The sequence below is a fragment of the Lactobacillus sp. ESL0230 genome, from assembly GCF_003692805.1.
Classification (GTDB): Bacteria; Bacillota; Bacilli; order Lactobacillales; family Lactobacillaceae; genus Lactobacillus; species Lactobacillus bombicola.
This window is the reverse complement of sequence record NZ_REHI01000008.1, coordinates 288,998-313,069: the sequence shown is the minus strand read 5'-3', so window position 1 is coordinate 313,069 and position 24,072 is coordinate 288,998. Positions and strand designations below refer to the sequence as shown.

Sequence of the window (24,072 nt, the reverse complement as noted above, 5' to 3'; positions counted from 1 at the left end):
GTTTTATTAGTTTTGCATTTTAACATTCTAATTTAAATATGCAACAATGACTTAGTTAATTGCTAATTATATTTTTAAATATTAAATCTTGCTGAAATGTATTGACATTAATATTAATTAATAATAATATTCTTAATAAATCGAAGAGGTTGAATCGAAGAGGTTGCAACTAACATGAGTAGCTAGCCGAGTTTCTGCATAAACAATGAAACTAGTAAAAGGGGAAGTTGCCGAAGCATTAATTATTGCAGTGATTAATTAGCTGGGACGTAATTTAATAGATTACGGACTGTCGCAAATGTAAGTTTGCGGAGCGCTATCGGCCAAAATTGAATCCAATTATAATTTCAATCTGAGGACTCTTTTGTGTACTGTGCGCACAAAAGAGTCCTTTTTACATAGAGAGGATTTTACGCATGAATAATTATTACCAAACCAATAACCAAGGACATTTAATAATTGGTGGGGTTGATGCTTTAGAGCTAGCTAAAAATTATGGTACGCCATTAGTAGTCTATGATGTTGCCCAAATTAGGCAACAATTTCAAGCATTTCAGCAAGCTTTTACCAACCTAAAAGTAAATTCCGTAATAAGTTATGCTAGTAAAGCTTTCTCTGCCATCGCTATGTATCAACTGATTAATCAGTTAAAAGGACATATTGATGTGGTTTCTGGGGGGGAATTGTATACCGCGCTTAAAGCAAATTTTCCGACAGATAGAATCAGTTTTCATGGCAATAATAAAACTAAAGAAGAATTAGCATTGGCTGTTGAAAATCAAGTTGGTGTAATTATTCTTGATAATTTTCATGAAATTGAACTACTTGAGCAGATTCTGAATAATACGTCTAAGCGTGTGTCAGTTATGCTTAGGGTAACGCCCGGTATTACAGCTCATACTCATCAATATGTACAGACAGGTCAAGAAGATAGCAAATTTGGGTTTGATATTTCTTCGGGTCAAGCTGAACAAGCATTGCTTAAAGTACAAGCTAATAAACAATTGAAATTAATTGGTATTCATGCTCACATTGGTTCACAAATTTTAGCGGTAGGCGGTTTTAAATTAGAAGTAAAAAAGCTCATGCATTTAATACATGAGTGGGCCCAAAAATATGCTTATCAACCACAAATTTTAAATTTAGGTGGCGGCTTTGGTATCCGTTACACCGCGCAAGATCAAGTTTTAGCACCGGACATCTTTATTAAAGAAATTGTCCAGACAATGCGTGCTTATGCGCAAAAATATCACTTGGAACTGCCTGAAATTTGGATTGAACCGGGACGCTCAATTGTAGGCCAAGCAGGCTACAGCTTATATACGATTGGCTCAAGTAAAACAGTTCCTGGCCTTATGCCGTATATAACGGTAGATGGTGGTATGGGTGATAATATCAGACCGGCGCTTTATCAAGCTGAGTATGAGACAGTACTAGCGCGCTGTCCACAAGCTGAACCCAAGCAGGTAGTGCACCTAGCTGGTCGCTATTGTGAATCTGGTGATATTTTGATTAAGCAAGCTTCCTTGCCACAAGTTGAAGCAGGTGATGTAGTGGCAGTCTTAGCTACTGGTGCTTATGGCTATAGTATGGCATCTAATTATAATCGTGTACCGCGTCCAGCAGTGATTTTTGCAGAAGCTGGACATGCTCAAGAAGTAATTAGGCGGGAGACTTATGCTGATTTAGTTAGTCATGATTGTTTTTATTAGGTAAAAGGAGATTTTAGTATGGAGAATATGTCAGCAAGCGAAATAATTGATTTTATTGCTCAAGCACCTAAGCAAACTGCAGTTAAAATTTATCTTAAAGGTGAACTAGATAAATTGACCTGGCCTGATAAAGTAAAAACTTTTATTGAAGGTCATATGGGAGTTGTTTTTGGCGATTGGCAAGAAATTGCTCCTTTTTTAAGAGATAATGCTGATTTGATTACTGATTATCAAGTAGAAAATGCCAGTCGTAATTCCGCTATTCCACTATTAGATTTAAAAAATATCTCTGCTCGAATTGAGCCTGGAGCTTTAATAAGAGAGCAAGTAAGTATTGGTGATAATGCAGTGATTATGATGGGCGCGGTAATTAATATTGGAGCGCAAGTGGGTTCTGGAACCATGATTGATATGAATGCTGTTTTAGGGGGCCGCGCAATTGTGGGAGCAAATAGTCACATTGGGGCTGGAGCAGTCCTAGCTGGTGTTATAGAACCAGCATCTGCCCAACCAGTTAGAGTGGGAAATGGCGTGTTAGTTGGAGCTAATGCGGTTGTTTTAGAGGGGGTTAAAATTGGCGATAATGCAGTAATTGCAGCCGGAGCTGTGGTGACTAAGGACGTACCAGAAAATGCAGTCGTTGCGGGCGTTCCTGCAAAAATCATTAAACAAAAAACACAAAAAACTACTGCTAAAACAAAGATTGAAGCAGATTTAAGAAGGTTGTGATTTTATGCTATCAGTAAATGAACTAAATGAGATAAGACGTAACTTACATCAAATTCCTGAAGTGGCTCTACAGGAATTTAAAACGCAAGCATATTTAGCTAAGATAATCAGCCGCTTTAACCAGCAATATTTACAAATTAAAACTTGTCCAGCAATGCCCACAGCATTATTAGTCCATGTTCAAGGCAGCAATCCTAAAAAAACAATTGGTTATCGGGCCGATATTGATGCTTTACCGATTCAAGAAAAAACAGCCCTGTCCTTTTCTTCACAAAATCCGGGTCAGATGCATGCATGTGGCCATGACATACATATGACGGTAGCTTTAGGAATTTTAAGTTATTATAGCGAGCATCAACCTCAAGATAATTTATTATTTTTTTTTCAACCAGCAGAAGAGAGTAAAAATGGCGGTAAACTTGCTTATGAACAAGGAATTTTTACCGGTCAATGGCGCCCAGATGAATTTTTTGCCTTGCATGTTACTCCGGATTTACCGGTGGGCACAATTGGCTGTTGTTTAGGAACTTTATTTGCTGGGGCAGCTGAAGTAAATATTGATCTTTATGGTCAAGATGGGCATGCGGCCTATCCCCAAAGGGGTAATGATATGGTTGTTGCAGCAGCTGCTATGATTGGGCAAATTCAGACGATTGTTTCACGTAGCATTGACCCAATTGAAGGTGGCGTAATTACTATTGGCAAGCTACGAGCGGGGAAAATTAGGAATGCAATCGCTGGTCATGCTAGATTAGAAGGAACTATTCGCGGTTTAACTCAAACAATGATTGAGCAAATTGAACAACGATTACAAGATGTTACACAAGGAATTGCGCAAAGCTTTGGGGCAAAAGTAGAAATTGAATTTAATCAAGGTGGTTATTGGCCGGTAGAAAATAATTCAGAAATTACGACTGAATTTATTGATTATCTGAAAAAAAACCCCGAAGTGAACTATCAAGCAACTCCACCAGCAATGACGGGAGAAGATTTTGGCTATTTATTAGCCAAAATTCCCGGAACTATGTTTTGGTTGGGAGTAGGAGATACCTCACAGCTGCATTCAGCAACATTTTCCCCCCAAGAAAAAGCAATTATGACTGGAGTTAAAACAATGATAGGTTTTTTACAGGAACATATGTAAGTAATTAAAAGGAGCACTTGCAATGATAGATTTGACACACGCAGACATTTTAACAGCACTAATTACGCCGTTTGATCGGCAGGGAAAGATTGATTATCCTGGCTTAGAAGAGTTAACGGAGCATTTAATTGAAACGGGTACTAAAGGTTTTGTAATTGGAGGCACAACTGGCGAAGCAGCAACAATGACACATGATGAAAAAATTGAACTGTATACTCGTTTTGCCCAGATAATTAATAAGCGGGTACCACTGATTGCAGGCACTGGCAGTAATGATACCGCTCAAGCAATCGAATTTACGCAAGAGGTGGCGCAGATACCTGGAATTGATGCTGCCCTAGTAGTTGCTCCTTATTATAACAAGCCTAATCAGCGGGGAATTAAAGCTCATTTTGAAGCTATTACAAGTCAAGTTAAGTTGCCAGTATTAATTTATAACATTCCGAGTCGAACGGGAATAAAGATTGCTAAAGAAACTTTGGTAGATTTAGCGCGTAATTCACAAATTATTGGCGTTAAACAATGCACTAATTTAGAAGACTTAGAATACATAGTTGAGCATACTGATGATGACTTTTTAGTTTATACAGGGGAAGACTTACAGGCTTTAGCGGCTAAAGCTTTGGGTGCACAAGGTGTGATTTCAGTAGCTTCGCATATTTATGGTAAAGCGATGCGTCAAATGTATGACAATTTAGCGCAAGGTAATTTAGCAGAAGCGGGTAAATTACAACGACAGTTAATGCCTAAAATGCAAGCCTTATTTATGTATCCTTCGCCAGCCCCAGTTAAAGCAGTTTTAACTGCGCAAGGACTAGCAGCCGGTGGGTGTCGGCTACCAATAGTTGAATTAAATAATGAAGAAAAGCAGCAACTAGCCTTAGGCTTGGGCTTGAATAAAACTGCTTTGTTACATCCACTGGCAAGTATTTAGGAGAAGATTAATGAAGAAAATTATAGTAGCTGGTGCTACCGGATCAATGGGGCAGCAAGTAGTGAAATTGATTGAAAATCAGTCTGACTGTGAATTGGTAGCTGTTTTAGCGCCCAATATGGCGAGTAACTCAAATTTTAAGCAGTCAGTTAAATGTTATAAAAGTTTAAGTGATATTAATAACCTGATAGCTGATATTTGGATAGACTTTACGACCCCAGTGGCGGTCTTTGAAAATACTAAATTTGCGATTGAGCATCAGATACGTCCACTGATTGGTACTAGTGGCTTGACGACAGAGCAGATTACGCAATTGCGAAAAAGGGCGCAGGAACAAAAAATTGGTGGTCTGATTGCGCCTAACTTTGGCTTATCTGCTGTATTGTTAATGAAATTTGCCCAAGAAGCTGCTCGTTATTTTCCCGATGCAGAAGTGATAGAAATGCATCATGCTGATAAATTAGACGCACCCTCGGCAACGGCAATTGCTACAGCGCGTTTGATTGCTGCTAACCAAGAGCAAGCAATTGACCAAAATAGCAGCAATGAGTCAAGAGCAAGAGGGGAAAATTATGCTGGGATTCCGATACATTCAGTTCGCCTGCCAGGCTATGTTGCGCATGAACAAGTATTATTTGGTGGATTAGGCGAAGCCCTTACGCTTAGACAAGATTCTTTTGACCGGTCTTCTTTTATGTCAGGGGTGAAGCTAGCTTTGGAACATATTATGGAATTACCAGAATTAGTGGTTGGTTTAGAAAAAATATTATAAATAGAAGGAGAAAAAATGCCTCAATTAGCTGCTGATTTAGCTGAAATTATTAATACGCCACTTGAAAAAATTCCCCCGTCGGGTATTCGCGAATTTGCCCAAAAGATTAATGATATTCCTGATTTAATTAAGTTAACTTTAGGTGAACCAGATTTAGATACACCTGAACATGTTAAACAAGCGGCAATTAAAAGTATTATTACTAACGATTCCCATTATTCAGCGCAAAAAGGTACATTAGAGTTGCGGCAAGCGATTAGTAATTACCTAAAGCGCAAACAGAACTTAATTTATGATTGTAATAGTGAAATTATTGTCACTGTTGGTGCTACCGAAGCAATAGCAGCTAGTATGCTATCTTTATTTCAACCAGGAGATGAAATTATTGTTCCTACGCCATCATATGCACTATATTTTCCCTTAATTAAATATACTAAGGCTCATTTAATACCGATTAATACAGCGACTAGTGATTTTGTTTTAACTCCTAGTCTTTTAGAACAGACTTTACAACAATATCCACAGGCTAAAGCGATTTTATTGAATTACCCAACTAATCCAACTGGAAGGACATATTCAAAGGAACAATTAAAAGGCTTAGCAAAAATCATTGCCCGTTACCATCTTTATGTGATTGCTGATGAAATTTATAGTGAACTGACTTATGATTTTCAACATGTTTCTATTGCTCGCTATTTGCCTGAACGTACTTTAATAATTAATGGTCTGTCTAAATCACATGCAATGACTGGCTATCGGATTGGCTATCTAGCAGGGCCTAAAAAAATAATTAATTTAGTTGCTAAAATGCATGCTTTTATGGTAACTGCACCGTCTAATCCAGCCCAAGCAGCAGCAACTGAAGCCTTAGAACATGGCGATCAGGATCCGGTAATAGCAAGAGAAATTTATCGCCACAGGCGTGACTACGTGCGATCAAGTCTTAATAAAATGGGCTTAAAAACAGTAGCTAATGAAGGTACGTTTTATGTTTTTGTGAAAATTCCTGAGCGGTACGGCAAAGATGATTTAAGATTTGCCTTGGACTTAGCTGATCAAGCTAAAGTTGGTGGTACTCCTGGTAGTGCTTTTGGCGTTGGAGGTCAAGGGTACATTCGCTTTTCTTATGCAGCTAGTGAGACTGAGTTACAACTTGCGATGTTACGTATCCAAAATTTTTTAGTTAAGGAGAATTAGAATGAAAGAGTATGTAGTGGCAATTCTGGGGGCTACTGGTGCCGTTGGCCAACGCTTGATCAAAGAATTAGCTCAAGCAAATATCCCAATTAAACAAGTTAAGTTACTTGCTTCGAAAAAGTCGGTTGGTAAAAGGCTAAAATTTAAGAACCAAGAAATAGTAGTGGAGCAGGCGCAACCAGATTCTTTTACTGGCGTTGACATAGTTTTATCATCTGCTGGTGGAGCAATTTCGAAAAAATTATTACCCGAAGCAGTCAAACGGGGAGCAGTTTGTGTAGATAATACTAGTGCTTTTCGGATGGCAGAAAACGTCCCGTTAGTAATTCCAGGTGTCAATGACCAGCAATTAGCCCAGCATCAAGGAATTGTTGCCAATCCTAACTGCTCTACTATTCAAATGGTTGCTGCATTATATCCGCTTCATAGATGTTGGGGTATCAAGCAGATTGTAGTTTCAACCTATCAAGCAGTATCAGGAGCAGGTAAAAAAGCTTGGGATGAAATGCTGGGGCAGGCCCAAGCTAGGCTAGACAATCAGCAGGTGGCAGCGGCTATTTTACCTACTCCAGCAGCTAAGAAGCACTATCCGTTAGCTTTTAATCTTTTGCCCCAAATCGATATTTTTGAAGCTGATGGCTATACTCATGAAGAATGGAAAATGATTCATGAAACTAAAAAAATTTTGTTTAATGACCAAGATTCGAATCAAATTAAAGTAACGGCTACTTGTGTTCGAGTTCCAGTAGAAATTGGTCATGGCGAGGCGGTTTATTTTATACTGCAAGATAAACAGGTGACGGTTAAGGAAATCCAAGCTGAAATTCAAAAAACAGCTGGGCTAATTTTACAGGATGATTTTAAAAAACAACTTTATCCGCAACCATTGCAGATTGCAGGTAAGAGGGAGACCTTCGTTGGTCGGATTCGAGCAGATCAGGAAAACTTGGGTGCTTTTCATATGTGGGTCGTAGCCGACAATTTATTAAGAGGAGCTGCGACTAATACAGTTGAAATCGCGGAATGTTTAGTACGTAAAAATTTAGTAAGAGTCCCTAATATATAGCTAAAAATGGTATTAAAAAAGCGTTCATTTTTAAAATGAATGCTTTTTTAATTACTTATGTAGCCATTCAGTGATTAATTTTTTATACTCACTAACTTTTAAAGAACTTGCGGTTCCGGTATCTGCAGCATTAAAAACATCGACATATCCCTTACCGTTTGGAATCATATGCGCCATGCCCATGATACAATGATTCTTGTTCACTAAGTTTAAATAATGCCCTGACTCTTTATAACCATTAGCGCCATAAACGGCATATCCATATTTATTGTTCTTCCAGTTAGGAGAAAATTCGTAAGGTGCTAAGCTTGGTGTTTTAGTGACATTTGCTTTCCAATTAGCTTGTTCACTTAGCCATTTTTTGACGGGATCAGTTCCACTAGCTAAGTTTTCTAAATTATTCGTATATTCATAATATTGTGGTTCAGTTAAGGTGCCACGCTTTTGATAATCTGCATCAATCATTGAAAGTGCGGTTAAAATGGGCGAAATTCTTAATTGTTTTTCTTTAAGCTGAGCGCGTACTTTATTAACATTGCTCAAATTTTTAAGGGTAGCCTGAATGTTACTAATGCTGGTAGCATCTTTTGCGCTATTCAAGTCAACGTAAGTTTTAAACCAAACAGGAGCTGATTTATTACCTAATTTACCAGTTCTGAGCAGAGTAGCAGCTGTTTTAGCAGCTGCTTTTTGGGCGGCAGTCAGTGAATTATTAGTAGAAAGAAAGTCCATAAAGGTAGTAGCATTGTTATTTTGCTTTGGCTTTTTATTAGGTGTTTTATTTTTCTTTGACTTAGAAGGGGTAGTTTTATTCGATTGCTTATTAGTTTTTGAATCGTCAAAATATTTACCATATGAAGGTTTTAGTATATCAAATATCTTCTTAATTTGCTCATCAGTTATATATTTATTTTCTTTTTTGGCTACATTTGCCTTGACGTCACTTTTGGTAGCTGCAGTTACTTTCGGGGTAAAGCCAACTAATCCAATTGTTAATAAAAAAATAAAATTAACAGCTAAAAATTCTAAAGCTTTTTTTGTAGTTTTCATATCTGTCAAATCTTTCTATACTTAAACTTGTTGTGTATATTTTAGCAAATGAATTTAATGAAAACAATAACATATATAAGTATAATTTTGGCAGGGTGGTTTTATTGCTACGTTGTTATTTATAGATTTTAATTAAAAACTGCAAAAAAAATCTCAGTACTGACTACCTAACAATACTGAGATAAATATTATTTTAACGGAATTTTTTTTATATTACCACATTAAAATAAAAGTTTATCAAAAAAATATTTTGAGAGTTATTTATCGCCATTTAAAATTGTATTTTTTACAATAACGTAATCGACTAATCTAATGGAATTAAGATTGTTGCCACCTGCATAAGAAATCGCGGACTGTAAATCTTCTTGCATTTCCTTCAAGGTATTAGTAATTGATCCGCGAAACGGAACTAGCATTTGCTTACCTTCAACGTTACGATAAGCGCCCTTTTGAACTTCAGAAGCTGATCCCCAATATTGTTTGTATGTTTTACCATTAATTTTAATAACATTGCCCGGTGATTCTTCATGACCAGCAAGCATTGAACCAATCATGACCATTGTTGCGCCAAAGCGGATTGATTTGGCAATATCACCATTATAACGAATACCGCCGTCAGCAATGATTGGCTTGCTGGCAACTTTACTACACATTCTAAGCGCTGCTAGTTGCCAACCGCCAGTTCCAAATCCAGTCTTTAGTTTGGTGATACAGGCTCGACCAGGTCCAACGCCAACTTTGGTGGCATCAGCACCAGCATTTTCTAGTTCACGTACAGCTTCAGGCGTGGCAATATTACCAGCAGTCAAAAAGGTATCTGGTAATTTGGCTTTAATGTACTTAATCATTTCAATTACAAAATTAGAATGTCCATGTGCGACATCGATAGTAATGTATTCAGGGATAATATCTTTTTCAGCTAATTGATCAATAAAAGAATATTCTTCTTTTTTGATACCCACGGAAATAGATGCAAATAAGCCCATGTGATGCATCATTTCAATAAAGCTAAGCCGCTTTTCTGGTTGAAAGCGATGCATTACATAATAGTAGTTATTTTTAGCGAGCCAGATTGCTAAATCTTCATTAATCACACTTTCCATATTTGCTGGAACCACTGGTATTTTAAATGTTCGGTTTCCAAATTTAACACTAGTATCAGCATCGTGACGACTTTTGATGATTCCTTTATTTGGTACTAACTGAATATCATCATAATCAAAGGCTTCTATGCTAAAATAATTACTCATAAAAAATATGCTCCTAAATAAATATCTATTAACCAAAGCAACTATAATAAATTTATTTAATTTTGTCAATTAAAAATCGAACTATTTATAATGAATAATCTATAATAATTCGTATTTTTATTTGACTATCATAAAGTAAATTGCTAAACTATTCATGTTATATTGGTATATTTTTGTATGAGGTGGATAAAAATGACAGCAATTGCAGTAGTTGGTAGTCAATGGGGCGATGAAGGAAAAGGGAAAATTACGGATTTTCTAAGTAAAGAAGCTTCATATGCAGTTCGTTCCAATGGTGGCAATAATGCAGGACATACAATCGAAATTAATGATAAGTCTTTTAAAATGCGTTTACTCCCGTCCGGAATTTTTGCAGCAGATAAAGGAGCCATTATTGGTAATGGGGTAGTTATTAATCCAGAAGTTTTATTAGCAGAATTAGAAAATTTAACTGAAAATGGCATTGATACTGGTAAACTGCGAATTTCTAACCGTGCACATGTCATTATGCCCTATCATATTAAGCAAGATGAATACCAAGAAGAATCAAAAGGAGCCAATAAAATTGGTACAACTAAAAATGGAATTGGTCCAGCCTATATGGATAAGGCTTCTAGAATTGGAATTCGCGTCTGTGATTTACTTGAAAAAGATACTTTTGCCACAAAATTAAGTGCTAATTTAAAGGAAAAGAACGCCTTATTTACGCAAATTTATCACAAGCCAGAACTTAACTTTGATGATATTTTTGCTACTTATTATGAATATGGACAAAAAATTAAAAAATATGTAACTGACACCTCAGTTTTAGTCAATCAAGCACTTAATCAAAATGAAAAAGTCCTTTTTGAAGGAGCACAAGGAATTATGCTTGATCTTGATGAAGGGACCTATCCTTTTGTAACATCTTCAAATACAATTTCAGGTGGTTTAACTAGTGGCATTGGTGTTGGTGCTAATCGTTTAGATACCGTAATTGGTGTATGTAAGGCTTACACTACAAGAGTCGGAGCCGGTCCATTTCCTACCGAATTATTTGACCAGACTGGTGATCGTATTCGCGAAACGGCGCATGAATATGGTACAGTTACTGGTCGACCACGCCGTATTGGCTGGTTTGATGCAGTTGCCTTGCGTCATGCAAAGCGAGTTGCGGGCATTAATGCCTTAAGTTTGAACTTATTAGATATTTTTAGTGACTTTGATAAAGTTAAGATTGCTATTGCATATGAATTGGACGGCAAGCAAATTGACTATTATCCAGCAAGCTTAAAAGAACTGGCGCGCTGCAAGCCAGTTTATGAAGAGCTACCAGCATGGCAAGAAGATATTACCAACGTCAAAACTTGGCAAGATTTGCCAGAAAATGCCCAAAAATTTTTGCAACGGATAACAGAAGTGGTGGGGGTTCCTTTAGTAACAGTCTCGGTCGGACCAGAGCGGGAACAAACTATTGTTTTACAAAATCCTTGGGAAAAATAAATTATGTTAGAACGTTATACACGCCCAGAAATGGGTAAAATTTGGTCAACTAAAAACAAGTATGCAGCCTGGTTAAAGGTAGAAATTGCTGCTACTAATGCATGGAGTGAAGTTGGTACGATACCTAAAAATGAGGCAACTAAAATTGCTCAAAATGCTAATTTTACTGTTGAACGAGTGCATGAATTGGAACAAGTTACTCATCATGATGTGGTTGCCTTTACGCGGGCAGTTTCCGAGAGTCTTGGACCAGAAAAAAAGTGGGTCCATTATGGGCTGACCTCTACTGATGTAGTAGATACGGCTCAAGGTTACCTTTTAAAACAAGCTGATGAATTGATCCGGCAAGATTTACTACTGTTACGGCAAACAATTGCCCAAAAAGCTATTAAATATAAAAATACAGTTGAAATGGGACGGACTCACGGGGTTCAGGCTGAGCCGACAACTTTTGGTTTAAAATTAGCACGGTGGTATGCTGAAATTAACCGAGATATTGAACGTTTTGAACATGCTGCCCATGGCGTTGAATCGGGGAAAATTTCTGGTGCAGTTGGTACTTTTGCTAATGTTTTACCTGCGGTTGAGACCAGTGTTTTAAAACAGTTAGATTTGACGCAGCAACCAATTACAAGCCAAATTTTACCACGTGACTTACATGCAGAATATATTGCAACGTTGGCCTTGATTGCAACTAGTATTGAAAATTGGGCCACGGAAATACGCGGTTTACAAAGATCAGAAATTCATGAAGTTGAAGAACATTTTCGTGCTGGTCAAAAGGGGTCTTCGGCGATGCCACATAAACGTAATCCGATTGGTTCAGAAAATCTATGTGGGATGGCTCGAGTTTTAAGAGGGCAAATGCTTACTGCTTACGAAGATGTTGCTCTTTGGCATGAACGTGATATCTCCCATTCTAGTGCTGAGCGAATTATTTTACCTGATGCAACAAGTGGCATTGACTATATGCTAACTAGATTCAATCGTATCTTAACTAACCTGGATGTTTTTCCCAACACTATGCGTCAGAATATGGATAAAACTTATGGCTTGATATATTCTCAAAGATTATTACTTAAATTAATTGATGAAGCAGGATTATCACGTGAAACAGCTTATGACATGGTGCAAAAATTGACGGCTAAGTCTTGGGATAAAGGTCTTTCATTTAAAAAGCTAGTTGAAGATAGTCAAATTATGAATTATCTTTCACAAGAAGACGTGAACGATGCGTTTGATTATCATTATCATTTACGTCATGTCGATGAAATTTTTCAAAAGCTGGGACTGGATAAATAGTAATTAACTAAACAAGTACCTTAACTTAGTTTATTTGCTGTAGCTATTAGACGATAACTAAAAATATTAAATGGATTCCTAAATTATTAAATTTAGGAATCCATTTTTGTATAAGTATTTATTATTTCATTAATTTTAGGAAAAAATAAGTGCAACGTGTCAAAAATTTCCAATTAAAGTGGAACTAATAAACCCTTTTTTTAATGTAAGCGCTGACGTATTATGAAAATTGAGGTGAGGAATATGAAAGACCGACAGTTATTAGTAATAAGTAAACTGCTTGATACAGAATATTTAGCAATTAATAAATTGAGTCATGTCTTAAAGGTTTCAGCTAGAACTATCAGAAATGATGTTGATGAAATTAATCAGTATCTAAGTAAATTGGCAATCCCCCTAATTTCTAATAAGCGTGGTCAGCTATATTTTAACCTTGATTCCAAAGAAAAAGAGTATTTATTCCATCATTTAGAAATTGGCACTGATCCATTTTTAGATCCCAAAAAACGGCAGTTGGACATCATTGTTAGTTTTCTTAAGGCGCCGCAGCAGGTAAAAATATATGAAGAGCAAGAGAAGTTGCATGTCAGTAAAAGTACGATGGACAAGGATATGAGACAAGTCAGAGAATTTCTTGCCCAATATTCCTTGACTATAAGCACACAGCAAGGAGCTAAAATTGAAGGCGCCGAAAGAAATATTAGAACAATGATTCAACAATTAGTTATTGAAAATATTGATATTTCAAAACTAACTAAAGAAAGTAACATTGAGGGAAGTGATAGTTATCAGATTATAGCAGGCTATTTAAACCTGCAAATTTTGCGCGAAACTAACCAAGTTGCTAAGCAATTAATACATGGTGGTCGCTATGAAGGCGTATCCGCAAGAGAAGCAGAAATTTCTATTTTAATGACAATTTGGATTAAGCGTGTGCAAGAAAAGCAATATATAGATGATAGTCAAGCTTTTAACTGGGAAGTAAAGGATACAAAGTTTTTGCAATCTCTCGAATATTTGCAAAAAAAGTTTAACTTAATTGTTCCTAAAAATGAATTAAGTTATATGGTTTTTCTACTTAAAACCTTTTTGGGGGAAAAGGAAGTCCGCCTTGATAAATGGAATGAATCAGAATTACTCACATTACGTATAATCGATTACATGAGCGATGTGGAAAACATAAATTACAATGAGTCGGAACAACTATATGAACAATTAAACTATCACATTTCTGCGTTCTTGCAAAGGCAAGACAATCACATTGAAATTTTCAATCCACTGACAGAGATGTTAAAAACAAGTTATTCCATGATTTATCAAGATGTGGCTAATTTTTTTAGAACTAACTATAACAAAAGTGTTTCAGAAGGCGAAAAGGCTTACATTACGGTATATTTCAGCACATATTATGAAGAAAAGAGTAAGGACCAGGATTTTTATTATATTGCCGTTCTATGCAATTATGGTGAGGCTACTGGTCAATTACTGGCGGCTAATATTGTTAGAAATATGAATGTTGAGGTGGTTGCAGTTTTAGGGCTACAAGATATTAATTCACTCAAAAAGTTGAATATTGATTTTGTTGTTAAAACCATTGATGAGCCGACTAATTCTGTGCCTAGTTTTAAAATGCCGCCACTACCTAGTCAACATGATTACCAAGAGTTAAAGAAGTTCCTGGTTCAAAGGAATATTAAGCAACACACGTCTTTGCTGAGACAGAATAATAATTCTACTGGTAATTTAATCAAAGACATTATTTCTTTAATTGAGTCACAAAGCCAACACGATGTTTCGGCACAGACAGTGGATCAATTGATTAATATACTTGCAAAGTATCAAATTAAAATAAAAGAAAGTGAGGTGAAGCCGATGCTACAAGACTTACTAACTGAAGAAAAAATACAAATCCATATTAAAGCTATTAATTGGCGTGAAGCAATCGAAAAGACTAGTCAGCCTCTTTTAAATAGCCATTCTATTAGTTATCAATATATTGCTGCAATGGAAGAATCGGTTGAAAAATTTGGATCCTATATTGTTATTGGCCCAGGAATTGCATTGGCTCATGCTAGACCAGAAGATGGAGTTTCAAAATTAGATGTTAGTGTTGCATCGTTGGAAAAACCAATCGATTTTGGCAATGAAGTTAATGATCCGGTAAAGATAGTTTTTGTATTATCAGCAATTGATAGTTATTCGCATTTAAATATTTTAAAAGCAATTGTGAATTTAATTAATAAACCAAATAAAATTGAAGAATTATTTGATAAGAATGATAAGCAAAGTTTTAAAGAAACTTTATTAGGAGTAACAAAATAACCAGGGAGGTAACAATTATGGCCAAAGTTCCAAGTGTTTTCTTTATTTGTGGAAATGGATTAGGTTCAAGTTTAGCTTGTCAAATGGAAGCAGATGATGCCTTTAAAGAAGCGGGGATTGATGTCAATTCAAATCATGATTCAATATCAGCTGCACCCTCTTTAAATGCTGATGTAATTGTTTCTGCAAGTAATTTTAAGTCTCAATTTGACAATACACAAATTGATCCACATACGCAAATTGTTTATTTAGATAACATTGTTGATAAAGAAGAAATTAAGAAAAAAGTATTGCCGATTGTAAAGCAAATGGCAGGAAAATAAGTAACTAAGGAGTGAGAAAAATGACCGTTATTCAATGGATAATTGATAATATCCTAACACAGGCTGCAATTTTGATTTCTTTAATTGCAATGCTAGGATTGATTTTACAAGGAAAACAATTAGGCGCAGTGATTAGCGGAACTTTAAAGACCCTACTAGGATTTGAAGTTTTATCTGCTGGATCGGCAATAATTCAACAAAGCTTAGCTTATTTTGCGGTAATCTTCCATTATGGCTTTCATACTAAGGGAATAGTTCCCAGTATTGAAGCAATTAATGGTCAGGCAATGAATAAGTTGGGACTTGGTAATAGTATTGCCTTGACTCTTTTAGGAATTTTTATAGTTAATATTTTAATCGCTCGCTTTACCAAATGGAAATATGTGTTTTTAACAGGACAGGCTTTACTCTGGATGGCAACGATGACAGTAATTGGTGGTCATTTTGCGGGGTTAAAAGGGTTCCCGTTAATATTAATCGGTAGCATTGTTGGTGGAGTTTTTGCAATAGCAATGCCAGCTTTAGCGCAACCAATTGTGCGCAAAATTACAGGTAATAACTCTGTTGCTTTAGGTCATTTTTGTACAATCGGTTATTTGGTAGAAGCCGGCGTTGCTTGGCTAGTTAGAGATCGTAAAGTTGATCAGCAAGTTACAAATATTAAGGAAAGAACTGATTCCTGGGAGCATGTCAAATTACCTAAAAGTATGTCATTTTTACAAGACAATTCGCTTTCAATCATGGTTGTAATGATTCCATTGTATGTTATTACAGCGGCTTTTGCAGGCCCGTATTGGTCACTTAAAGCTGCGGGTGGAGTAGCCGGGGGAGTCAACTATATTATTTATGCCTTTTTGCAAGCAATTCAATTTACTGTAGGCGTATATGTAATGCTATCTGGTGTTCGACTGATGTTAGGTGAAATTGTACCAGCATTTCGTGGCATTGCAATGAAAATTGTACCCAATTCAATTCCGGCTTTAGATTGTCCAGTACTGTTTCCATATTCACCTAATGCAGTAATTATCGGTTTTATTACTACTACAATTGGTACTGTAATTGGTATGTTTTTATCACCTCTAGCAGGATTAGCCGTAATCTTACCAGGAATGACTACAAACTTCTTTGCAGGTGGTACTGCTGGTATTTTTGGTAATGCAGTAGGTGGGAAGCGAGGAGCTATTATTGGTGGAATTGTTCATGGCTTATTTATCACGCTTCTGCCAGCTTTATTAGTAGGAGCTCTATCTTCATTTGGCTTTGTTAATGCAACAGCAACAGATGTGGATACGATTGTTGCGGCATTACTGTATCTTTGGGTAATTACTCCTGCATTTCACGTATTTGGCTAATTAATGGGGGTAACTAAAAATGTCGTTTTGGTCAAAAATTTTTAAAGCGAATGATTTAGTGCATAACACTAAAACAGAAGAACAAAAAAATGAAGTAAATCTTTCTGAGGAAGAAAGGCAAAAAATTGAGGCTAAAATAAAACAACTGTCTAGTCAAATAAGTACGGCAAAAACAGCTTCACCAGATTCAAATAAACAAAATGCTGATTTATTAACAGAACTAGGTCAAAATTATCAAAAACTAAATAATATTGATTCAGCAATTAAAGCTTATGAAGATAGCTTAAAATGTAATGAAGATTTTGGTCCAGCTTTTGACGGCTTGCTGAGCCTATACGATGAAAAGCGCAAAGTAGCAGCTTATAAAAAAGATAATGAAGAAATTCAAAAATGGTTGAATAAAAGTGATGAATTAACGGCATTATCAAAGAAAATAATGCGTTCAAGGTAATAAAATATTTGATTAATTATAAGAGGATAAAGATGACTTATAAAACTTTAAATGAAGTATTAAAAGAAGCACAAGAATTAAATTTTACAGTTGGTGCATTTAATGCACATAATCTTGAAATGATGCCAGCAATGATTGAAGCTGCTCATGAAGTAGGTGTGCCAATTATTATTCAAACTTCGGTCAGTACAGCCAATACAGAAGGAATGGCGAACTTTGTTGCTGTCTGTAAGAGTATGGCAGAAAAACAGGCAGTTGATGTAGTTCTTCATCTGGATCATGCCCGTAATATCAAAGATATTGAGGAGGCTATTGCAGCAGGTTATAGTTCAGTGATGTTTGACGGTTCAGCACTCCCACTTAAGGAAAATATTGAAAAAACTAAACGAGTAGTTGAATATGCACATCATCGTGGTGTATCGGTTGAAGGTGAAATTGGTACAATTGGTGGTACCGAAGAAGGGTATACTGTTGAAGAAGGTAGCTACACTCGACCAGAAGATGCACTTAAGTTTTTAAAAGAGTGTGATGTTGATGCTTTGGCTGTTGGAGTTGGTACACACCATGGACAATTCCAATCAAAGACAAAATTGAATTTTCCTTTAATCGAAACATTGCATGATAAACTTGACAAACCAATGGTAATCCATGGCGGAACGGGTGTTAAGGAAGAAGATTACCACCGCTTAACTGAAAATAGTGTTCGCAAGTTTAATGTTGGTACAGAATTATTGGTTGCATGGACTGAAACAGCTAAAGAAAAATTTGGTGGAACAGAAGTTAATAATTCGCTCCGTAACAATATTATTCCATGTAATGAAGAGGTAAAAAAGATTATTAAACATAAGCTTAGCTTATTTATGAATGCAAAATAAGGAGACTTTTTTGAAACAGACAATGTTGCTACTGGCAGGTAGTCCAGGTACAGGGAAATCTTATTTAGGAAATATAATTTGTAAAGAAATTCCTGATTTTTTTAATAAAACTTCAATAGATTTTTTTAAAGAAAAGCTTTATGAAGAAAATGGGTTTGACAATATTAAGGAAAAAACTAACTTAGATAATTTAGCATATACCCTTTTTTATCAAAGTATTGAAAAATCAATGCAAAAAGGGCAATCGATTATTGCAGATTACCCTTTTTCTTATCGGCAATATGATACTTTAAAAATTTTGGCTGATAAGTATAAATTTCAAATAATAACAATTACTCTTATTTGTGATTTAGATATTTTATATCAGCGACAAAAAGAACGTGATCTAGATCCAGAACGCCCACTAGGATTTATAATGAATCATTATCATAAGGGTGATACTTTATCTGATCGAACAAAAATGGATATTCAAAAAACAAAAGCTGAATTTACAAAATTTAATGATCAACGGGGTTATGCCAAATTTAAATTGGGAAAAACTTTAGTTTTTGATGTATCGGATTTTACTCATGCAAATTATCCTGCTTTAATTAATAAAATTAAAAAATGGGTAGGATACAGCTAATTGGATTTAAATAAATGTAAGCCAATAAGTCAATTTCTAGTTAAGTTTTTGTACCGTATTAAAGCTAAATATATTAAAGGCGAGTGTATTAAGAACTCGCTTTTTATTTGTTTAAAAATATATTTTTAAGTTATGTATTAGTTAACTTTTGTCATTACGATTAGAGTAACAATGAAAACTATGACACTAAGAGCTAAAACACCGTATAAGGCGTAGGTAACGTTGATTACACCGGCAATAGAGGTAAATAAGGTAGTCATTAATGGACCAGCAATTGCTAAGATGGTGTTTAAAAGACCTGCTGAAGAAGCTAAAATTTTGCGATCTACGGAGATAACCAACCATTGCATTAACTTAGGACTGCTCGTACCAGCTAAGAAGCCAAGAGTGGTCATTAAGATAAGGCAAGCTATGATGCTCTTATTTAGAATTGCAATGGCCATAATAGCACTGTTAACGGTAGATAATAAAGATAACTGAAAAAGTGAAGTACTTTTAAGTAGCTTGGTGCCAACTGCACTGCCAAGAGCCAAACCGATTGCAGCAGTAGCACCTAAAATTGCGATGGTAAAACTATAGCTGCCGATAAGCATGCTTTTATTGCCGGCAATAACGATTGAAATTAATGGCTCAACAGAGCTGAGCAAACCATTAAGCATAGCTACAACTAAAACAATTGTTAAGAGTCCGTGGGCTTGCCGTACTTGCTTGAGTGATGAACCAATCGTGGCAAAAAAGCTTTGGTCATTGACCTCTTCTTTCTGGTCAGGCTGCTGCTTGCGAACATTTGCACTAATGTTGGCATAGAGTAAGCCGGCTGCTAAAAAAGTTAGGGCATTGACCACGGCTAGTTCTGAATATGACATGAAGAGCAGGAGCCCGGAACCGACAAACTGGGCGACTAGTGTAATTAGTTGTGATACGCCGCCTGTAAAACCCTGGGCTTCGGCCATTTCATTTTCACCGACGAGGCCAACGATTAGAGGCGTTTGTAAACCGCTAGAGTACATGCCGGATAGATCAGATACAAAGTTGAGCCCGATAACCATTAAAACTAGGTTCCAGCCTACAATATTGGTGACGAAGAGCAGGGCCACCAGTATGTACAAAGCAAAGCGAAAGATTGCAAGCCAGACAATTATGCGGTATTTATTTTGCGTCCGATCCGCCAGGTAACCACTGAGACTTTGAATTAAGTCTGGTAGTGACTCGGTAATAGCAATCAAAGATAAGGCCAAGGAATAATTTTTTAACTTACTGGCATAAGTCATGAGGGCCAGGTAGAAAAGGATGTTGCCTGCACCAGATAACCAGCTGGCAAGAGTAAATTTTCTATAGTTTTTATTCTTTAAAAAGATGTTCATAATATTTGCCTCTCATTTCTTAATTTGATGATACTTTTATTATAAATAGGCTATAATTTCAAATATAAAAATGTCGTATTCGAAATTTTTAGGCTAAATTAAGAAAGAGGCAAGTGAATCCGAACAAATATAATATTAATACTGATTGGGAAAAATAAATTCAGGCGTAATAAAAATTAAAAATATAGTATTGCAAGTAACAGGAATGGAGAAAATTATGACTATTGGTAGCTTATTAAGAAAATTTCGACTGAATAAAGAAAAAACTCAACGAGAGTGGATTGGGGATATTGTAAGTCCTTCCTATTACTCTAAGGTAGAAAAAGATATTCATCGTATTTCTGCAGAAGATTTAATAAGTTTACTGAGTTATAATTCTGTCTCTTTACTTGATTTTTTTGGTGAACTAAATAATTCTAAACAATCAAAATATAATCAAGAACGTGAATTAATGACGGTGATTAACGATGCCTATTATCGGAATTCAAAAAACGAATTGGTGAAGTTAAAAAAATTTGTTGATAAAAGTGATTTGCCAAATAAGGAGACTGACTTACTTTATCTGGATGCTTATATTGCTAATGTAAATAATGAAGATTTAAATGATACAGAAAAAAAGGCTCTAAAAGATGAAATATTTAGTAGACCTAATTTTGATAAGTCTAAGTTAGTGCTGTATTGCAATTTTATGATGTTCTATGATCTTGAAAGTAATATGTTAATTACTAGAAGGATAATTAAGCAATTCCAAGGATCCAATGATGTGAAGACGTTGGCAATGGTTCTAACTGTTATTGGTAATTTATTAATTCAGTGTATTGAAGAGAATGAATATGATGCAACACACTTTTTAATTATAGCTGCAGATCAAATCGATACTAAACCTGAATTGTTTTTTTATAAAAATGTTATTTTACTACTTAAAAATATGGTTAAGTATCATTACGAATCTAAAAACGAGTATTTGAAAATTTGCCAAATAGCAATTGAGAATTTTTCTTTATTGGGTATGCCTGAGTATGGCAAAGAATTAGAACGATTTTTTAAAAAACAAAATGGTTAATTATTAGCGGGTTATCTTTCTTGGCAGAATCTTTTCAATTACTTGTGAAAAAATTCTAACTATGATATTTACTTATTAAAATTGACCGCTTACTTAGATAAAGGAACCACTTGCACCATGTTGCTGGCTTTTACGTTTAAATTAGGGTTTAATTAAAATTACCAATTGAGAGGTAGGTGAGAGTTTTGAAAGTTAAAATTGATTTGAATGCGGATACTGCTGAAACAATGGTTACTATTCAGGCACCAGAATTAACAGCCGAAGTAGAAGAAATCTATCGGCAACTGCAAGAACTAAGCGAACGACCCAATCAACTAGAATGTTACAAAAATGAGCTGACATACTATTTAAATTTAGATGATATTCTCTTTTTGGAAACGGAAGGTCGTCAAGTAGTTGCGCATACAAAAGGTAATTCTTTTAGCGTTAATTATAAATTATATGAATTAGAGAAATTGCTTAGCTGGCAGTTTATGCGTGTTTCTAAATCGACTATTTTAAATTTAAAACAGGTTTATGCATTGACTAGATCAATTTCTAATTGCCAAGTACATTTTCGAGATTCTTACAAAGTTGTTTACGTTTCGCGCCGTTATTATCATAATTTGAGTGATAAATTAAATGAGAGAAGGTCCTTATCATGAGAAAACAAAAGATTAAAGAAATTTTGTGGGGCATTGGTTTAGTGGCAGCAGCCGTTTTCTTAATTCTTAATCAATTACAGCTTTTATCTTTTCATTTAGGCTTGGCCACTATTTTTTGGACAGTAATTTTTGCAGTAAGCTTAATCAATAGCCTCGTTAATCATAATTTGTTTGGTACAGTATTTTCAGTCGCCTTTTTATTGATTGTTTATGCTGAACCACTACACATCACTAGTATTGTTCCGTGGACGTTACTTTTAGCAACTTGTTTAGTGTATGCGGGATTACATTTGATTTTTGCAAAAAGCTGGCATCACTATCACACATCTTATTTTTTCAATAAGCGTCAAAGCAGAGGTTGGACGGAGGGCGAATTCACCTCTACCAAAAGTGATTTTGGTGATGACAACAGTGAAAATGATGAACGTCATATCGTGATTAACCAAAAATTATCGGAAATTTCGCGCTACGTTCATTCACAAAACTTAGAAACGGTCACTATTAATTCAACAATGGGTACAACTAGTGTTTATCTAGATTCTGCTAAACCGGCTGGCGATACGGTGATAATTAATGTCAATGCTTTAATGAGTGAGGTTGCAATCTACTTGCCATTGTCATGGCAACTTAAGGACAATTTAGCTACTATTTTGGGTGAAGTAGAAATTAATGGTACAGCAAAAGGCAATGGTCCAACGGTAATTCTGCGAGGATCAAGTAGATTTGTCTCAATTTCGATTAATTATATTTAAAAGAGCCGTAACAATGCACCTAGCCGTATTAAAAACCTCCTAGTATTGAAAAAATTTGAAGCAAAGTAAAGACTACTCTTATGAAGTATATTTAAAGAAGTAAAAAAGACAGTACTGAAGATAGTACTGCCTTTTTTGAAGTTAGCTAAGACTTTAAATAACGAGGAAGAAGCTAACTGTTCTTATTGTCGCTGCCAATTGGTGGTAAGCATTGCTGCAACCGTTTTTTTAATATCTTTACTTTGGGAAATCATTGAAATGACCGCTGCGCCAGCTACATTAGTTTGGGCAATTGCTGGTAAATCTGTAACCTTAATGCCACCAATTGCAACGATTGGTCTACGAGTGCGCTTGACTAGTTTAGCTAAACCAGTAAGACCTATTTCTGGATCAGCATCGTCTTTTGATTGTGTGGTAAAAATTGGACCACTGCCATAATAATCAATGCCAGCAATAAGGTCGCCTTTGGCAATTTCTGTCATAGTAGAACACGAGTAGCCCACAATCATCTGGCCGGCTACTTCATTTATTACCTGGGCAATATCTTCATCATCTTGACCAACATGGATTCCTTCAGCGTGAACTTTTTTGGCTAAAGCAACATCGTCATCGATAAAAAATGGCACATCATATTTTTGACAAAGCTGATGTAGTTCTTCAGCCATTGATAAGCGGTCACTTTGTTTCAAAGTTGATTTAGGACCCTTATCACGGAATTGATAAGCAGTAATGCCAGCTTTGAGAGCTTCTTCTACTAATTCTGGTAGACTTTTGTTTGCGGGCAGGTCTTGTGTTCCACAGACAAAATATGCGGTTAACTGTGTGGAATCAAATTTTTGCATAATTTCTCCTAGTTTATTTTTACCCAATGATTAAGTGGTCCGTGACCATGGCCAACTTGGATGGTTTCTGCGATAGCTTTGGCTACGTATTGTTTACCAAGTTTAATTGCAGCACTTAAAGTTTGACCGTGAGCGAGCTGAGCTGTAATTGTTGCAGCTAAAGTGTCACCGGTGCCATGAGTTCTTTTGGTGTGGGTACGTGGACTGCTAATCCAAAAATCGGTACCATCGGCTAAGAGGGCATAGTCGCGTACTAGTTCATTTTCAGCATGACCACCTTTGATTAGAATATTTTTCACACCCATCTCTTGTAAGGCATGAGCTAATGCGGGATACTGTTTTTCGCTGCTTGCCTTAATTCCCGTCAGTACTTCAGCTTCGGGCAAGTTGGGTGTTACTAAATCTGCAAGTGGTAAAAGTTCCTCTTTGACAGTTTTAACAGCATCCTTACTTAGCAGGGGTGCACCGCCTTTAGCTACCATTACGGGATCAATTGTAATGGGACCAAAATCATACTTTTTTAGGTTAAGAGCAACTTGATGCACGTGAGCTGCATCGCCAAGCATTCCTGTTTTGCAGGCACGGATCTTAAAATCAGCGGCAAGTGAAGTAAATTGTGCGTCAATTAGTTCTAATGGTATTAAAAAAGAGTCTTGTACACCAAGGGTATTTTGTGCGGTAACAGCTACCACCACTGCTGTACCAAAAACTTTTTGCATTTGAAAAGTCTTAAGATCGGCCATAATACCAGCACCACCACCAGAATCGGTTCCAGCGATTGTTAATACTTGGGGGAAAGAATTAATTTTTTCAGTCATAAA

23 protein-coding genes and 1 riboswitch are annotated in these 24,072 nt (G+C 36.0%); of the genes, 18 read left to right on the top strand and 5 right to left on the bottom strand.

From position 1 onward, the window contains the following. The first annotated feature begins 150 nt into the window (after nt 1–150). A riboswitch (Lysine riboswitch) is annotated at nt 151–327 on the top strand. Nucleotides 328–416: 89 nt separating this feature from the next. The 7 genes from lysA to F5ESL0230_RS07950 are packed head-to-tail and all read left to right on the top strand — an operon-like array spanning nt 417 to nt 7,554. After that, nucleotides 417–1,712: a diaminopimelate decarboxylase gene (gene lysA / locus F5ESL0230_RS07980; RefSeq protein WP_122022325.1), complete on the top strand. Its 1,296-nt coding sequence runs from the start codon at nt 417–419 to the stop codon at nt 1,710–1,712. 18 nt (nt 1,713–1,730) lie between these two features. Continuing rightward, nucleotides 1,731–2,441, top strand: a complete 711-nt coding sequence (dapD, locus tag F5ESL0230_RS07975) for a 2,3,4,5-tetrahydropyridine-2,6-dicarboxylate N-acetyltransferase (protein ID WP_122022324.1) — start codon at nt 1,731–1,733, stop codon at nt 2,439–2,441. A gap of 4 nt (nt 2,442–2,445) precedes the next feature. After that, nucleotides 2,446–3,585: an N-acetyldiaminopimelate deacetylase gene (locus F5ESL0230_RS07970; protein ID WP_122022323.1), complete on the top strand. Its 1,140-nt coding sequence runs from the start codon at nt 2,446–2,448 to the stop codon at nt 3,583–3,585. Between the two features lie 22 nt (nt 3,586–3,607). Next, nucleotides 3,608–4,519, top strand: a complete 912-nt coding sequence (gene dapA, locus F5ESL0230_RS07965; protein WP_122022322.1) for a 4-hydroxy-tetrahydrodipicolinate synthase — start codon at nt 3,608–3,610, stop codon at nt 4,517–4,519. Nucleotides 4,520–4,529: 10 nt separating this feature from the next. Further along, nucleotides 4,530–5,291: a 4-hydroxy-tetrahydrodipicolinate reductase gene (gene dapB / locus F5ESL0230_RS07960; protein ID WP_122022321.1), complete on the top strand. Its 762-nt coding sequence runs from the start codon at nt 4,530–4,532 to the stop codon at nt 5,289–5,291. A 15-nt stretch (nt 5,292–5,306) separates the two neighbouring features. After that, complete coding sequence (locus tag F5ESL0230_RS07955; RefSeq protein WP_122022320.1) at nt 5,307–6,488, top strand: aminotransferase class I/II-fold pyridoxal phosphate-dependent enzyme; 1,182 nt, start codon at nt 5,307–5,309, stop codon at nt 6,486–6,488. 1 nt (nt 6,489) lies between these two features. Beyond that, on the top strand, nt 6,490–7,554 hold the full coding sequence (locus tag F5ESL0230_RS07950) for an aspartate-semialdehyde dehydrogenase (protein WP_122022319.1): 1,065 nt from the start codon (nt 6,490–6,492) through the stop codon (nt 7,552–7,554). A gap of 51 nt (nt 7,555–7,605) precedes the next feature. Here F5ESL0230_RS07950 and F5ESL0230_RS08590 read toward each other — a convergent pair whose 3' ends face one another. Both F5ESL0230_RS08590 and F5ESL0230_RS07940 read right to left on the bottom strand, forming a co-directional pair. Further along, nucleotides 7,606–8,604 carry a CAP domain-containing protein gene (locus tag F5ESL0230_RS08590; RefSeq protein ID WP_233551667.1) on the bottom strand — a complete coding sequence of 333 codons (999 nt, stop codon included), beginning with the start codon at nt 8,602–8,604 and terminating at the stop codon, nt 7,606–7,608. Between the two features lie 257 nt (nt 8,605–8,861). Then, nucleotides 8,862–9,854: a GMP reductase gene (locus tag F5ESL0230_RS07940; RefSeq protein WP_122022318.1), complete on the bottom strand. Its 993-nt coding sequence runs from the start codon at nt 9,852–9,854 to the stop codon at nt 8,862–8,864. 192 nt (nt 9,855–10,046) lie between these two features. On the opposite strand from F5ESL0230_RS07940, the gene F5ESL0230_RS07935 reads away from it, so the two are divergent. The 8 genes from F5ESL0230_RS07935 to F5ESL0230_RS07900 all read left to right on the top strand — a co-directional run bounded on the left by F5ESL0230_RS07935 (nt 10,047) and on the right by F5ESL0230_RS07900 (nt 18,586). Next, nucleotides 10,047–11,336: an adenylosuccinate synthase gene (locus F5ESL0230_RS07935; RefSeq protein WP_122022317.1), complete on the top strand. Its 1,290-nt coding sequence runs from the start codon at nt 10,047–10,049 to the stop codon at nt 11,334–11,336. A gap of 3 nt (nt 11,337–11,339) precedes the next feature. Next, nucleotides 11,340–12,638, top strand: coding sequence for an adenylosuccinate lyase (gene purB / locus F5ESL0230_RS07930; RefSeq protein ID WP_122022316.1), 1,299 nt, complete (start codon nt 11,340–11,342; stop codon nt 12,636–12,638). Between the two features lie 243 nt (nt 12,639–12,881). Further along, the gene (locus tag F5ESL0230_RS07925) at nt 12,882–14,960 is read left to right on the top strand and encodes a PTS sugar transporter subunit IIA (RefSeq protein WP_158593077.1); all 2,079 of its coding nucleotides are present in this window, start codon (nt 12,882–12,884) and stop codon (nt 14,958–14,960) included. A gap of 17 nt (nt 14,961–14,977) precedes the next feature. Next, on the top strand, nt 14,978–15,283 hold the full coding sequence (locus tag F5ESL0230_RS07920) for a PTS sugar transporter subunit IIB (protein ID WP_122022314.1): 306 nt from the start codon (nt 14,978–14,980) through the stop codon (nt 15,281–15,283). A 20-nt stretch (nt 15,284–15,303) separates the two neighbouring features. Next, the gene (locus tag F5ESL0230_RS07915; protein ID WP_118907109.1) at nt 15,304–16,635 is read left to right on the top strand and encodes a PTS sugar transporter subunit IIC; all 1,332 of its coding nucleotides are present in this window, start codon (nt 15,304–15,306) and stop codon (nt 16,633–16,635) included. A gap of 19 nt (nt 16,636–16,654) precedes the next feature. Continuing rightward, entirely contained in the window at nt 16,655–17,086 is a 432-nt protein-coding gene (locus tag F5ESL0230_RS07910; protein WP_122022313.1) for a hypothetical protein, read from the top strand. Nucleotides 17,087–17,118: 32 nt separating this feature from the next. Beyond that, the gene (locus F5ESL0230_RS07905; protein WP_122022312.1) at nt 17,119–17,961 is read left to right on the top strand and encodes a class II fructose-bisphosphate aldolase; all 843 of its coding nucleotides are present in this window, start codon (nt 17,119–17,121) and stop codon (nt 17,959–17,961) included. Between the two features lie 10 nt (nt 17,962–17,971). Next, nucleotides 17,972–18,586, top strand: coding sequence for an AAA family ATPase (locus F5ESL0230_RS07900; RefSeq protein WP_158592435.1), 615 nt, complete (start codon nt 17,972–17,974; stop codon nt 18,584–18,586). A 137-nt stretch (nt 18,587–18,723) separates the two neighbouring features. Here the strand turns inward: F5ESL0230_RS07900 and F5ESL0230_RS07895 are convergent, their stop codons facing one another. Continuing rightward, a complete protein-coding gene (locus F5ESL0230_RS07895; RefSeq protein WP_122022310.1) occupies nt 18,724–19,950 on the bottom strand; it encodes an MFS transporter in 1,227 nt (408 codons plus the stop codon). 145 nt (nt 19,951–20,095) lie between these two features. Here F5ESL0230_RS07895 and F5ESL0230_RS07890 point away from each other — a divergent pair, with 145 nt between their 5' ends. The 3 genes from F5ESL0230_RS07890 to F5ESL0230_RS07880 all read left to right on the top strand — a co-directional run bounded on the left by F5ESL0230_RS07890 (nt 20,096) and on the right by F5ESL0230_RS07880 (nt 22,409). Continuing rightward, nucleotides 20,096–21,013: a helix-turn-helix domain-containing protein gene (locus F5ESL0230_RS07890; RefSeq protein ID WP_122025012.1), complete on the top strand. Its 918-nt coding sequence runs from the start codon at nt 20,096–20,098 to the stop codon at nt 21,011–21,013. Nucleotides 21,014–21,198: 185 nt separating this feature from the next. Next, nucleotides 21,199–21,657 (top strand): LytTR family DNA-binding domain-containing protein, encoded by a 459-nt coding sequence (locus tag F5ESL0230_RS07885; RefSeq protein WP_090092622.1) that lies wholly within the window; start codon nt 21,199–21,201, stop codon nt 21,655–21,657. Further along, the gene (locus F5ESL0230_RS07880; protein ID WP_122022308.1) at nt 21,654–22,409 is read left to right on the top strand and encodes a hypothetical protein; all 756 of its coding nucleotides are present in this window, start codon (nt 21,654–21,656) and stop codon (nt 22,407–22,409) included. The genes F5ESL0230_RS07885 and F5ESL0230_RS07880 overlap by 4 nt, the downstream gene beginning before the upstream one ends. Before the next feature lie 182 nt (nt 22,410–22,591). Here the strand turns inward: F5ESL0230_RS07880 and thiE are convergent, their stop codons facing one another. Further along, nucleotides 22,592–23,254 (bottom strand): thiamine phosphate synthase, encoded by a 663-nt coding sequence (thiE, locus tag F5ESL0230_RS07875; protein WP_122022394.1) that lies wholly within the window; start codon nt 23,252–23,254, stop codon nt 22,592–22,594. Between the two features lie 5 nt (nt 23,255–23,259). Further along, complete coding sequence (gene thiD / locus F5ESL0230_RS07870) at nt 23,260–24,069, bottom strand: bifunctional hydroxymethylpyrimidine kinase/phosphomethylpyrimidine kinase (RefSeq protein ID WP_122022307.1); 810 nt, start codon at nt 24,067–24,069, stop codon at nt 23,260–23,262. Nucleotides 24,070–24,072 lie beyond the last annotated feature (3 nt).